The sequence below is a fragment of the Stenotrophomonas oahuensis genome, assembly GCF_031834595.1.
Lineage (GTDB): Bacteria > Pseudomonadota > Gammaproteobacteria > Xanthomonadales > Xanthomonadaceae > Stenotrophomonas > Stenotrophomonas oahuensis.
In genome coordinates, this window is record NZ_CP115541.1 from 3145445 (window position 1) to 3158836 (window position 13392).

General features: G+C 64.9%; 9 protein-coding genes and 3 tRNA genes. 8 read left to right on the top strand and 4 right to left on the bottom strand.

The genetic code is table 11. The features are described from left to right. Positions 1–46: 46 nt before the first annotated feature. Entirely contained in the window at positions 47–535 is a 489-nt protein-coding gene (gene bfr / locus PDM29_RS13980; protein ID WP_125359145.1) for a bacterioferritin, read from the top strand. Between the two features lie 202 nt (positions 536–737). Here the strand turns inward: bfr and parC are convergent, their stop codons facing one another. Then, on the bottom strand, positions 738–2981 hold the full coding sequence (gene parC / locus PDM29_RS13985; protein ID WP_311190709.1) for a DNA topoisomerase IV subunit A: 2244 nt from the start codon (positions 2979–2981) through the stop codon (positions 738–740). A 205-nt stretch (positions 2982–3186) separates the two neighbouring features. On the opposite strand from parC, the gene PDM29_RS13990 reads away from it, so the two are divergent. The 5 genes from PDM29_RS13990 (at position 3187) to PDM29_RS14010 (ending at position 9079) form a co-directional block, all read left to right on the top strand. Further along, complete coding sequence (locus tag PDM29_RS13990) at positions 3187–3630, top strand: MarR family winged helix-turn-helix transcriptional regulator (protein ID WP_125359169.1); 444 nt, start codon at positions 3187–3189, stop codon at positions 3628–3630. Continuing rightward, positions 3627–5111 (top strand): efflux transporter outer membrane subunit, encoded by a 1485-nt coding sequence (locus tag PDM29_RS13995; protein ID WP_311190710.1) that lies wholly within the window; start codon positions 3627–3629, stop codon positions 5109–5111. The genes PDM29_RS13990 and PDM29_RS13995 overlap by 4 nt, the downstream gene beginning before the upstream one ends. A 10-nt stretch (positions 5112–5121) precedes the next feature. Then, positions 5122–6303 carry a multidrug efflux MFS transporter periplasmic adaptor subunit EmrA gene (emrA, locus tag PDM29_RS14000; RefSeq protein WP_311190711.1) on the top strand — a complete coding sequence of 394 codons (1182 nt, stop codon included), beginning with the start codon at positions 5122–5124 and terminating at the stop codon, positions 6301–6303. Between the two features lie 10 nt (positions 6304–6313). After that, complete coding sequence (locus tag PDM29_RS14005) at positions 6314–7891, top strand: DHA2 family efflux MFS transporter permease subunit (protein WP_311190712.1); 1578 nt, start codon at positions 6314–6316, stop codon at positions 7889–7891. Positions 7892–8815: 924 nt separating this feature from the next. Beyond that, complete coding sequence (locus PDM29_RS14010) at positions 8816–9079, top strand: hypothetical protein (protein WP_311190713.1); 264 nt, start codon at positions 8816–8818, stop codon at positions 9077–9079. A gap of 429 nt (positions 9080–9508) precedes the next feature. Here PDM29_RS14010 and PDM29_RS14015 read toward each other — a convergent pair. Both PDM29_RS14015 and PDM29_RS14020 read right to left on the bottom strand, forming a co-directional pair. After that, positions 9509–9595, bottom strand: a tRNA-Leu gene (locus tag PDM29_RS14015). A 132-nt stretch (positions 9596–9727) separates the two neighbouring features. Continuing rightward, positions 9728–9814, bottom strand: a tRNA-Leu gene (locus tag PDM29_RS14020). 87 nt (positions 9815–9901) lie between these two features. Between PDM29_RS14020 and PDM29_RS14025 the strand changes: the two genes are divergently transcribed. Next, entirely contained in the window at positions 9902–10588 is a 687-nt protein-coding gene (locus PDM29_RS14025; RefSeq protein WP_311190714.1) for a glutathione S-transferase family protein, read from the top strand. Positions 10589–10629: 41 nt separating this feature from the next. On the opposite strand, the gene PDM29_RS14030 is transcribed toward PDM29_RS14025, so the two are convergent. Continuing rightward, a tRNA-Leu gene (locus tag PDM29_RS14030) sits at positions 10630–10714 on the bottom strand. Positions 10715–10842: 128 nt separating this feature from the next. On the opposite strand from PDM29_RS14030, the gene rnr reads away from it, so the two are divergent. Further along, a complete protein-coding gene (gene rnr, locus PDM29_RS14035) occupies positions 10843–13308 on the top strand; it encodes a ribonuclease R (protein WP_311190715.1) in 2466 nt (821 codons plus the stop codon). Positions 13309–13392: the final 84 nt, after the last annotated feature.

Genomic DNA, 13392 nt, shown 5'->3' on the forward strand with positions numbered 1-13392 from the left:
CGAAAGATAGGGCACCATGCGCGCATCGATTCACAAGGAGCCCCCCATGAAAGGTCACCCGGACGTCATCGCCTGCCTGAAGGAACTGCTGCGCGGCGAGCTTGCAGCACGCGATCAGTACTTCATCCATTCGCGCCGCTACGAGGACCAGGGCCTGTTCGCGCTGTACGAACGCCTGAACCATGAGATGGAAGAGGAAACCCAGCACGCCGACGCGCTGCTGCGCCGCATCCTGTTCCTGGGCGGCAACCCGGACATGCGTCCGCATGCGTTCGAACCGGGTGAAACCGTGGAAGAAATGCTGCGCAAGGACCTGGACACCGAGTACAGCGTGCGCAACAACCTCGCCGCCGGCATGAAGCTGTGCGAACAGCATCAGGATTACGTGAGCCGCGACATGCTGCTGGTGCAGCTGAAGGACACCGAGGAAGACCACGCCTGGTGGCTGGAACAGCAGCTGAGCCTGATCAAGCGGATTGGTCTTGCCCTGTACCAGACCAGCAAGATCGAAGCCAAGGGCACCGCGGCGCATTGATCGTGCCCCGTGCCGACCAACGGTCGGCACCTACCGGTGATGCATTGCTTCACCGTCGGTAGCGCCCGACCGTTGGTCGGGCGAATTCCGGAAGATCCATCCGGTCGCCAGCCAGCCAACGCCAGCCAGCAACCCACAAAAAAACCGGGGAAACCCCGGTTTTTTTGTGGGTGCATGCCGGGCAAGCCCGGCACTACGTGGGTTACTCCACGCTCAACCCTTCCACCTTCTGCCAGCCACGCGGCAGCAGATGGCCGCGCGTCGCACGTGCACCCAGATACTGCTCCAGATCCTTGAACGACAGGTTCATGGTCCGCGCACCGCTGTGCACCTGCAGGGTGTTGCCTGGCGACACCGCGACCACCGCGACCACGCGCTCGGTGGCGAGCTTGGCTTTGGGGATCTCGATGATCTTGTTGCCCTTTCCCTTGTCCAGTTCCGGCAGCTCGCTGGCCGGAATCGCCAGCAGGTTGCCCGAGCTGGTCACCGCCACGATGCGGTCGGTCTCGGCATTGGCCACCACCGACGGCGTCAGCACCTTGGAGCCGGAGGTCAGGTTGAGCATTGCCTTGCCGGCCTTGTTGCGGCCCACCAGGTTCTCGAAGCGGGTGACGAAGCCATAGCCGTGCGAGGACGCCAGCACGAAGCGGGTGTTGTTCTCGCCGCTGGCCAGGGTCATGAAGGCGCTGCCGGCGGCCGGCGAGAAGCGGCCGGTCAGCGGTTCGCCGTTGCCACGCGCCGAGGGCAGGGTGTGGATCGCGGTCGAATAGGCGCGACCCTCGCTGTCCAGGAACGCCACCTGCTGGGTGCTGCGCGCACGCGCGAAGCCCAGCAGCGCATCACCTTCGCGGTAGTTCAGCGTGGACGGGTCCATGTCATGACCCTTGGCTGCACGGATCCAGCCCTTCTCCGACAGCACCACGGTCATCGGTTCGCTCGGCACCAGCTCGGTTTCGTCGATGGCCTGGGCCGCGCCACGCTGCACCAGCGGCGAACGGCGGGCGTCACCGAACTTCTTCGCGTCGGCGGTGAGTTCGTCGCGGATCAGCTTCTTCAGCTTGGCCTTGCTGTCCAGGATCGACTGGATCTTGTCGCGTTCCTTGGCCAGCTCATCCTGCTCGCCGCGGATCTTCATTTCTTCCAGGCGCGCCAGCTGCTTCAGCTTGGTTTCCAGGATGTACTCGGCCTGGTCTTCGCTCAGCCCGAAGCGCGCGATCAACGCCGCCTTCGGTTCGTCCTCGGTGCGGATGATGTGGATCACTTCATCCAGGTTGAGGAACGCCACCAGCAGGCCGTCCAACAGGTGCAGGCGACGCTCGACCTTTTCCAGGCGATGGGTCAGGCGGCGGGTCACCGTGGCCTGGCGGAACTGCAGCCATTCGCTGAGCAGCATCTTCAGGTTCTTCACCTGCGGACGCCCGTCCATGCCGATCACGTTCATGTTGACGCGATAGCTGCGCTCCAGGTCGGTGGTGGCGAACAGGTGGCCCATCAGCTGTTCGGCATCCACGCGGTTGGAGCGCGGCAGCAGCACCAGCCGCACCGGATTGGCGTGGTCGGATTCGTCACGCAGGTCTTCCAGCCACGGCAGCTTCTTGGCCCGCATCTGCGCGGCGATCTGCTCGATCACCTTCGACGGCGAAACCTGGAACGGCAGGGCCGTGACCACGATGTTGTTGCCTTCCTTCACGAAGGTCGCACGCGCACGCACGCTGCCGTTGCCGGTTTCGTACATCTGCCGCAGGTCGGCCAGCGGGGTGATGATTTCCGCCGTGCTCGGGTAGTCCGGGCCCTTCACGTGCTCGCACAGGTCGGCGATGCTCGCGTCCGGATCATCCAGCAGGTGCAGCAGCGCGCTGACAATCTCGTTGAGGTTGTGCGGCGGCACGTCGGTGGCCATGCCCACGGCGATGCCGGTGGTGCCGTTGAGCAGCAGGTGCGGCAGGCGCGCCGGCATCCAGGTCGGCTCTTCCAGGGTGCCGTCGAAGTTCGGCACCCAGTCGGTGGTGCCCTGGTTGATTTCGCCCAGCAGCACTTCGGCGATCGGGGTCAGCTTGGATTCGGTGTAACGCATTGCCGCGAACGACTTCGGGTCGTCGCTGGAGCCGAAGTTGCCCTGGCCCTCGATCAGCGGGTAGCGGTACGAGAACGGCTGTGCCATCAGCACCAGCGCTTCGTAGCAGGCGCTGTCGCCGTGCGGGTGGTACTTACCGATGACGTCACCGACGGTGCGCGCGGACTTCTTCGGCTTGGAGGCCGCGTTCAGCCCCAGCTCGCTCATCGAATAGATGATGCGGCGCTGCACCGGCTTGAGCCCGTCGCCGATGAACGGCAGGGCGCGGTCCAGCACCACGTACATCGAGTAATCCAGGTACGCCCGTTCGGCGTACTCGCGCAGGGGCAGCTGTTCAAAGCCGTGGAACGCGGGGCGGGCAAGTTCGGTCATGCGGGATTGTTACCTGTGGCAAAGGACGGCGACGGCTGTCGCCTTCGCAGGCGGTCGATTATCCGGATGCGGCCGGGGATGCCAAGCCATGTGAAGAAATTGACCCCCGTCATCACGCTCCTGAATGCAGTCACAGTTGAATTGCTTCCAACTTAAATATTTCCATTGAGAAATATATTGGATGGAAGTAAAGTGCGCACCCATGATGATCTGCCCCGAAACCACCCCGCCCAGCCTGGGTCTGCTGCTGCGTCAGGTCCGCGACGGCCTGATGCGCCAGCTCGACATCTCGATGGCCGAGGAAAACCTGGACATCGGCTTCACCCACTACCTGGGGCTGAAGGTGCTGTCGTTCCGCGCGCCGTGCACGGCCAACGAGCTGGCCCAGGCGCTGGACCAGGTGCCGAGCGCGGTGACCCGGCTGCTGGACAAGCTGGAAGCGTTGGGCTGCGTGCGCCGTGAGCCGCACGCCCAGGACCGCCGCGCGCTGCAGATCGTGCTGACCGACGAGGGCCGTGCGCTGTGGGCCCGGCTCAAGCTGCGCGGCGAGGCCACCATCAACGACGCCATGCGTGACCTGAGCGCCGATGAGCGTGCCCAGCTGCTTTCCCTGTTGACCCGTGTTCGCGATTCCCTGACGACGCCATGACCACTTCTACTTTCCGCACCTTCCGGCTGCAGCCACTGCTGCCGGCCGCACTGGCGTTGGCGCTGTCCGCCTGCGCCAGCACCGGCGGCCTGCAACCGCAGGGCCAGCTGCTTGATCCCGACCACCTGCAGAGCCAGCGCACGCTGGCCGGACAGGACCTGAGCCAGCCCGGCTGGCCGGCCACCGATTGGTGGCGCGCGCTGGGTGACCCCCAGCTCGACGCGCTGATCGCCGAAGGCCTGCAGCACAACCCGGGCCTGGATGCGGCTGACGCGCGCCTGCGCCAGGCGCGTTCGCAGATCGGCACCGCGCGTGCCGACCGCCTGCCCAGCGTGAACGCCTCGGCCGGCTACACCGGCGTGCGCCTGCCCGAATCGATGGTCGGCGACGAAATGGGCGGAAGCTACGCCGGCAGCGTGCAGGGCTACCTGAGCTTCAGCTACGGCATCGACCTGTGGGGCGGCAAGCGCGCCGCCTGGGAAGCCGCCGTGGACAGCGGCCATGCCGCCCAGGTGGATGCACAGGCCGCACGCCTGGACCTGTCGGCCGCCATTGCCGAAGCCTATGCGCAGCTCGGCTACGCCTGGCAGCTGCATGACGTGGCCAATGGCGAGCTGGAGCGCGCGCAGAAGACGCTGAAGCTGACCCAACAGCGCCGCAGTGCCGGCATCGACAGCGACCTGCAGGTGCGCCAGGCCGAAACCCGCATTCCGGCCGCGCAGCAGCAGCTGCAGGCCGCCCAGCAGCAGATCGACGAGGCCCGCACCGCGCTGGCCGCGCTGGTCGGGCAGGGCCCGGACCGCGGCCTGCAGATCGAACGTCCGCAGGTGCTCAACCCGCTGGCGCTGCAACTGCCGGGCGTGCTGCCCAGTGAACTGCTCGGCCGTCGCCCGGACATCGTCGCCGCGCGCTGGCGCGTGGAAGCGGCCGGCAAGGAGATCCATGCGGCCAAGGCCAAGTTCTACCCCAGCCTCAACCTCACCGCGCTCGGCGGCGTGGTCAACAGTGAAGTGGATCAGCTGCTCAAGAGCAGCTCCACCTTCGCCTTCCTTGGCCCGGCGCTGAGCCTGCCGATCTTCGATAGCGGCCGCCTGCGTGCCGGCCTGGACAAGACCGATGCGCAGTACGACCTGGCCGTGGCCGACTACAACCAGTCGGTGGTGGGGGCACTGCGCGACGTGGCCGATCAGGTCAACGCGGTGCGCTCGCTGGCCGACCAGGCCGCCGCCCAGCAGCAGGCGCTGAACACCGCGGAGGCCGCACAGGACCTGGCCCAGCAGCGCTACCGCGCCGGCATTGGCAGCTACCTCGATGTGCTGGTGGTGGAAGAACAGCTGCTGGTCGCGCAGAAGCGCCTGGCCGAGCTGCAGTCCCGCCAGATTCTTGTTTCGGTGAAGTTGAGCCAGGCGCTGGGCGGTGGATTCACCCCGTCCAGCGACACCGCCACGCTCGCCGCCCCCACTGATTCCACGCATTCCTGAGACAACGTTCATGAGCCAGACTTCTGCTCCCGCTGCCGCGCCGGCAGCTCCGTCCCGCCGCGGCAAGCTGCTGCGCGGCCTTGTGGTCATCGTGGTCCTGCTGCTGGCCGCGTTCGCCCTGTGGTACTTCATGTTCGGCCGCTGGTTCGAAGAAACCGACGACGCCTACGTGCAGGGCAACCAGGTGCAGATCACCCCGCTGGTGAGCGGCACCGTGGTGGCGATCAACGCCGACGATGGCATGCGCGTGGAGCGCGGCCAGTTGCTGGTGCAGCTGGACCCGGCCGACACCGAAGTAGCACTGCAGCAGGCCGAGGCCACCCTGGCCAAGACCGTGCGTGAAGTGCGCGGCCTGTACCGCAGCGTGGAAGGTGCGCAGGCCGAATTGAATGCCCGCAACGTCGCCCTCAAGCGCGTGCGCGACGACTTCGCCCGCCGCAAGGACCTGGCCGCCACCGGTGCGATCTCCAACGAAGAGCTGGCCCACGCCCGTGACGAGCTGGCCGCCGCCGAAGCTGCTGTTGCAGGTTCGCGCGAAACCTTTGAGCGCAGCCGCGCGCTGGTCGACGACACCGTGATCGCAACCCAGCCGGACGTGCAGGCTGCTGCCGCGCAGCTGCGCCAGGCGTACCTCAACAACGCACGTGCCGGCATCGTCGCACCGGTCACCGGTTACGTGGCACGTCGTTCGGTGCAGGTCGGCCAGCGCGTGCAGCCGGGCAATGCCCTGATGGCGGTGGTGCCGACCGAGCAGATGTGGGTGGAAGCCAATTTCAAGGAAACCCAGCTGCGCCACATGCGCCTGGGCCAGGAAGTGGAGCTGAAGTCGGACCTGTACGGCGGTGAGGTGCATTACACCGGCCGCATCGACAGCCTGGGCCTGGGCACCGGTTCGGCGTTCTCGCTGCTGCCGGCGCAGAACGCCAGCGGCAACTGGATCAAGATCGTGCAGCGCGTGCCGGTGCGCATCGCCATCGATCCGAAGCAGCTGGCCGAACATCCGCTGCGCATTGGTCTGTCGATGAAGGCGGAAGTGAGCCTGCGCGACCAGAAGGGCACGGTGCTGCCGACTGAAGCGGCCAAGGGCCAGGTGTTCGACACCGACGTGTACGCCAAGCAGCTGCACAGCGCGGACGACAAGATCCACACCATCATCCAGGCCAACCTGCCGCAGCAGGCCAAGGCGAGCTGAGACCGAAACGATGTCCGCACAAGCTCCTACCGCGCCCGGTAACCCGGGCGCGCCGTCGGCGGCCGGTGCCTTCCGGCCAGCCAATGTCGCGCTGTGTACTGCTGGCCTGGCGATGGCCTCGTTCATGCAGGTGCTCGACACCACCATTGCCAACGTGTCGCTGCCGACCATCGCCGGCAACCTGGGGGCCAGCTCGCAGCAGGCCACCTGGGTGATCACCTCGTTCGCGGTGAGCACGGCGATCGCGCTGCCGCTGACCGGTTGGCTGAGCCGTCGCTTCGGGGAAACCAAGCTGTTCATCTGGGCGACGCTGTCGTTCGTGGTGGCGTCGCTGCTGTGTGGCCTGGCGCAGAGCATGGGCATGCTGGTGGTGTCGCGCGCGCTGCAGGGTTTCGTGGCGGGGCCGATGTACCCGATCACGCAGTCGCTGCTGGTGTCGATCTATCCAAGGGAAAAACGCGGGCAGGCATTGGCACTGCTGGCGATGATCACGGTGGTGGCGCCGATCTGTGGCCCGATCCTGGGCGGCTGGATCACCGACAACTACAGCTGGGAATGGATCTTCCTGATCAACGTGCCGCTGGGCATCTTCGCGGCGCTGGTGGTGGGTAATCAGCTGAAGGGTCGGCCGGAGCACATTGAAAAGCCGAAAATGGATTACGTTGGTCTGATCACGCTGGTGATCGGCGTGGGTGCGCTGCAGCTGGTGCTGGACCTGGGCAACGACGAAGACTGGTTTGCCTCGGCGAAGATCGTGGTGCTGGCCTGCGTGGCGGTGGTGGCGTTGGCGGTGTTCCTGATCTGGGAACTGACCGACAAGGATCCGATCGTGGACCTGCGCCTGTTCCGGCACCGCAACTTCCGTGCGGGCACGCTGGCGATGGTGGTGGCGTATGCGGCGTTCTTCAGTGTGTCGCTGCTGATTCCGCAGTGGCTGCAGCGTGACATGGGCTACACGGCGATCTGGGCAGGTCTGGCGACAGCACCAATCGGCATTCTGCCGGTGATCATGACGCCGTTCGTGGGCAAGTACGCGTCGCGTTTCGACATGCGGATGATCGCGTCGTTCGCGTTCGTGTTCCTGTCATTCACGAGCTTCCTGCGTTCAAACTTCAACCTGCAGGTGGATTTCACCCACGTGGCGGGGGTGCAGTTGATCATGGGTGTGGGCGTGGCACTGTTCTTCATGCCGGTGCTGCAGATCCTGCTGTCGGACCTGGACGGTCGCGAGATCGCGGCGGGCTCGGGCCTGGCCACATTCCTGCGTACGCTGGGCGGCAGCTTCGCGGCATCGCTGACCACGTGGCTGTGGGCGCACCGCACGCAGGAGCACCACGCGCACCTGACCGAACACATCTCGGTGTATCAGCCGGGCATGCAGGAGCAGGTAGCGGCGATGGGGCAGGGCGATCTGCAACATGGCGCGGCAGCGTTGAACAACATCATCAACCACCAGGCATCGCAGATGGGCTTCAACGACATCTTTTTCCTGCTGGGCTGGGTGTTCCTGGCGATCATCGCGTTCCTGTGGCTGGCCAAGCCTCCGTTCGGCGCAGGCGCGGGCGCTGCTTCCGCGGGCGGCCACTGATCGGCATTCGACGGTCTACGTAGAGCCGGGCTTGCCCGGCTGCTGTTGGATTCGTGCGAACAGCCCCCGGTTCACTACATCCCTGGCTTGGCGGATCGGGATGGGCGTTCCGGGGGACGCTGCAAGTACATCCATGTAAGCTCGATCGCCGCATCCATGCGGCTCACGCCCCCTCCAGCCCACCCCGACCCGCCACGACAAATGGTCGGTGGCCATGGGAAATCAACGGCAACGGCAACGGCAGGCATCACTGCGATGCTGGCCACCACCAGCGGTGCTGAACATCACCGGGGTGCTGGGCCTGATGCAAATGGTTGAAGAAATGGTGGGATCGGTCGACAGACGATCGCCGTGAAATGACCAACGTTCTTTAACGCATGAACCCCTGATCGAAACGAGCTCCAAGCATGACCCGAAGTGACGCATGCGACGCGAACTCCACTCCGCGTTCTTCATTGCATGCCCGATAAACGCGCACGCACGTCACACATTGAAGCATCCACCAACGCGCAACCCCTGCACCACCTTCGCGCGCACCGCACTACTCCCCCAAGCCTCCCGCAAACCAACCGCGCCAATTGCGTCGCACCATTTGCCCGTGCGCCAAAAACCCGCCACGATTGCGTCGCAAATGCCTATTTTTATCGGCATCTGTTTCCTGCAGGGTAGGCCCCGGAGCGTAGAATCTCCGAATTCATCGAGATGGTTGTCCTGCGTGGGAAGTGTGCGTCCTGCGTCGGGAGGGTGGCTAATACAACACCTCCGCAAGGGGGAAATATGCCCGCCGTTTTCTCCTCGGTGATTCGCGGTTCTAACCTCCCGACCCCTCGCCATTCCGGCGGGGGTCGCACTCTGCAGGAGGTTTGCCATGCAAACACAACGTTCGTACATGCATCACCCGCAGTTCCGGCGGAGGGCACGCCGATGAAGAAGCCGGTCTGGCTACGTGCACGAGTGGAAGACGAGTTGCGCCGCGACTTCAAGGGCGTGACGAAAAGCCTGGATTATGCGCCGGCGGAGGCGGTCCGGTTGTTCATGGCGCGGCTGGTGGAGCTTGCACAGGCGTCGCGTGCGAAGGATGCGAAGTTGCGGCGCAATGCGATCCGCAAAGCAAGCGACGACGCGGCCGGTGTAATGGGTGTCGGTGTTGAAGAGCCAACCAGCGGCGAATCCCCGCGATCGCGGTGATGTACTTGCATCCGGCACTGCCGATGTCAATGTCACCGGCAATGCCGTGCGCAATGCAATCCGCAATGTCACCGGCAATGCCATCGGCAATGCCGCCGGTAGGGTCGCACGACAGTCGACCGCCGATAACGGTGATCGGCGCGGTAGGGCATGAACCGAAACGAAGAAGCGCGTCACCGTTCGGAGGTCATGCGTTACCGGGCGTGGATGATTTCACGGCCGTCGTCTGTCGACCGACGCTACAGGGACGTACTTGCGCCGTCCCCCGGAACGCCCATCCCGATCCGCCAAGCCAGGGATTCCGTAAACCGAGGGTTGTTCGCACGAATCCAACAGCAGCCGGGCAAGCCCGGCTCTACGTAGATCCCGCAATCCAAACGCCAGAAACGAAAAAACCCGCTTTCGCGGGTTTGATCATTTACTGAGTCATGGTGCCCAGGAGAGGACTCGAACCTCCACGAAGTTGCCCCCGCTAGCACCTGAAGCTAGTGCGTCTACCAATTCCGCCACCTGGGCGACTCAGGAGACGAATTGTGCGGGAGAACCTCGAATGTGTCAACAACATTTCGCAATCAACACCCACATCGATTGAGCGTTGCGCAGAAACGAAAAAACCCGCTTGCGCGGGTTTGATCATTTACTGAGTCATGGTGCCCAGGAGAGGACTCGAACCTCCACGAAGTTGCCCCCGCTAGCACCTGAAGCTAGTGCGTCTACCAATTCCGCCACCTGGGCGACTCAGGCCGCGAATTATGCGGAAGCATTCGGGGGCTGTCAACGGATTCTGCAATACTCAGTTCACCACGACTGCTTGGATCTCCGATGACCACGCCCGTCCTGCACGTCCACCCGCTGTCGTCCTGCTGCCAGAAAGTGCTGATCGCTGCCCGAGTACTTGGGGCAACGCTGGAAGAGCGCTTCCTGAACCTCGGTGACCCGGCCGTCCGCGCCGCCTTCGCCGAACTCTCCCCAATGGGCAAGATGCCGCTGCTGGAAGACGGCGATCGGCGCGTGGCTGAAACCAGCATCATCATCGAGTACCTGCAGTTGCATCATGCCGGCAGCGACGCGCGGTTGATTCCGGAAGGTGCAGATGCGTCTCTCGACGTGCGCTTCTGGGACCGGTTCTCAGACTTCTACGTCATGACTCCGATGCAGGCGCTTACCGCCGAACGCCTGAAACCGGCCGGGCAGGGCAGTGATGCCGCAGTCGACGATGCCCGGCAGATGCTGTTGAAGAGTTATGCCGTGCTGGATCGTCAGCTGCAGGCCGGCGGCTGGATGGCGGGTACCGACTTCTCGATGGCCGATTGTGCGGTGGCACCGGCGCTGTTCTATGCCGTGGCTTATGTGCCGCTGCCGAAGGAGCTGACGCACCTGCGGGCGTACTTCGAGCGGCTGATGGCGCACCCGTCGGTGGCGGCCGTGGTGGATGGCGCGCGACCCTGGTTCAAGTATTTCCCGGGGCGCGAAGGGCTGGCGCGGCGGTTCTACGATCCGGATGCGTGAGGCCGGAAACGAAAAAACCCGCTTGCGCGGGTTTTTAACGTTGGTGCCCAGGAGAGGACTCGAACCTCCACGGTTTTACCCGCTAGTACCTGAAACTAGTGCGTCTACCAATTCCGCCACCTGGGCGTTCCAGAGCCGGCAATTCTGGGCATGTCCGGGACGCTTGTCAACGTCTTTTTCACTTTCTTCACAAAGCTGCATACGTGTCATCGATGACCCGCCATGCACACCGTCAGCGGTTACCATAAAGGTCAATGAAAACAAAGAAACCGACCCGGGGCGCGAAAGCCCCCAAGTCTCCGGCCCCCAAGAAGGGTGCTGGTCCGTCGGGCAAGTCCCGCGCCGCTGCCAAGCCTGGCAAGCTGCCGCCCTGGATGCCCGAGTCCCTGCAGAATCCCGCCCCGCCGCGCAGCGGCAAGCGTGCCGGCCCCAAGCCGGGCACCGGGGCCCCCGTGCCGACCCGCCGCAACCCGCATCCGCAGGCCACCAGCCGCAGCTATGACGACCCCTTCGCCGCGCGCGAGGCCGAGCGCTACGCCCAGCCCATCGCCAGCCGCGAAGCCATCCTGCAGTTGCTGGACCGCTGCGACGGCCCCCAGACCGCCGAGGAAATCGGCGCGCAGCTCGGCCTGACCGAACCCGACCGTGCCGACGCGCTGGGCAAGCGCCTGGGCGCGATGGTGCGTGACGGCCAGCTGGTGCAGAACCGCCGCGGCGGCTTCGCCCCGGTGCAGGCCACCAACCTGATCACTGGCGTGGTCATCGCCAACCCGGAAGGGTTCGGCTTCCTGCGCCCGGTGGAGGGCGGCGACGACCTGTTCCTGGCCCCGTATGAAATGCGCAAGGTGCTGCACGGCGACCGTGTGCTGGCCAACGTGACCGGCATCGACCGCCGTGGCCGCCGCGAGGGCAGCATCGCCCGCGTGCTCGAGCGTGGCATGACCCGTCTGATCGGGCGCTTCAGCGTCGAGTTCGGCATCAGCTACGTGGTGCCGGATGACAAGCGCATCCAGCGCAACGTACAGATTCCGCCCGACCAGACCGGCGACGCCCGCGATGGCCAGCTGGTGGTGTGCGAACTGACCCAGGCCCCGGACACGCGTCGGCCGCCGATCGGCCGCATCATCGCGGTGCTCGGCGACAAGCTGACCGCCTCGCTGGTGGTGGAAACCGCCATTCACGGCCATGAGCTGCCGTTCGAGTTCCCGCAGGAAGTGCTGGACGAAGCCGCGGCGGTGCCGTTGACGGTGGAGCCGGGCATGATCGGCGGTCGCGTCGATCTGCGCAGCACGCCGCTGGTGACCATCGACGGCGAGGACGCCAAGGACTTCGACGACGCGGTCTACTGCGAGCCGAACGAAGATGGTTTCCGTCTGATCGTGGCCATTGCCGACGTCTCCAACTATGTCCGCCCCGGCACCCCGCTGGACGAGGAAGCGCAGAAGCGCGCCACCTCGGTGTACTTCCCGGGCTTCGTGGTGCCGATGCTGCCGGAGACGCTGTCCAACGGCATCTGCTCGCTGATGCCGAAGGTCGACCGCATGTGCTTCGTCTGCGACATGCAGGTGGGGCGCGATGGCGAAGTGGCACACTCGCGCTTCTACGAAGCGGTGATGAATTCGCATGCACGCCTGACCTACACCCAGGTCTGGCAGGCGGTGGGCGAGAACGATCCGGCCGCGCGTGCGGCCATCGGCCCGCTGCTGCCGCAGGTGGAACGCCTGCACCAGCTGTACAAGGTGTTTGCCAAGGCCCGGACCAAGCGCGGCGCGATCGAATTTGAAAGCTCGGAAGTGCGCTTCATTCTCGACAACACCGGTCAGGTCACCCAGGCCGGCATGCTGGTGCGCAACGACGCGCACAAGCTGATCGAGGAATGCATGATCGCCGCCAACGTGCAGGCGGCGCGCTACCTGATCAGCAAGCATGTGCCGGCTCCGTACCGTGACCATGAGAAGCCGCCGGAATCGAAGTTTGAAGACCTGCAGGAGTTCCTGAAGGAATTCAAGCTGAGCCTGCCGCCGTATGCCAAGGTGCAGCCGGGCGACTACACCAAGCTGCTGAAGAAGGTGCGCGAGCGCCCGGATGCGGCGCTGCTGGAATCGGTGCTGCTGCGCAGCCAGAGCCTGGCGGTGTATTCGGCCGAGAACCTGGGCCACTTCGGCCTGGCGCTGGACGCCTACGCCCACTTCACCTCGCCGATCCGCCGCTACCCGGACCTGCTGGTGCATCGCGCGATCAAGTACGCGCTGACCGGCAAGCCGGTCGACAAGTATCTGTACACCCAGCGCGAAATGGCCAAGCTGACCCTGCTGTGCTCCGAACGCGAGCGCCGTGCGGACGAGGCCGAGCGCGAGGTCGACGAGCGCTACCGCGCGGCGTGGATGGAAAAGCACGTCGGCGGCAAGTTCGACGGCGTGATCAGCGGCGTGACCAGCTTCGGGCTGTTCGTGGAGCTGGACGAGTCCAAGGTCAACGGGCTGGTGCATGTCACCCAGTTGCCGCACGACTATTACCAGTTCGATGCCACCCGCAAAACGCTGACCGGTGAACGCCGTGGCACCAGCTACCGTCTGGGTGACCGGGTGCGCATCCTGGTGCTGAAGGCCAGCATGGAAGAGCGCAAGATCGACTTCCGCCTGGTCGAGGAAAAGGACGATTCGGTGCCGGAGCTGCCGCCTCGCGGCCAGCCGGCCAAGCGGCAGAAGCAGAAATATTGAGGTAGTGCCGGCCGCTGGCCGGCAACCGCATGAATCCCGGTAGGTACCGACCGTTGGTCGGTACGCCACGAAACGGAGGCCTCA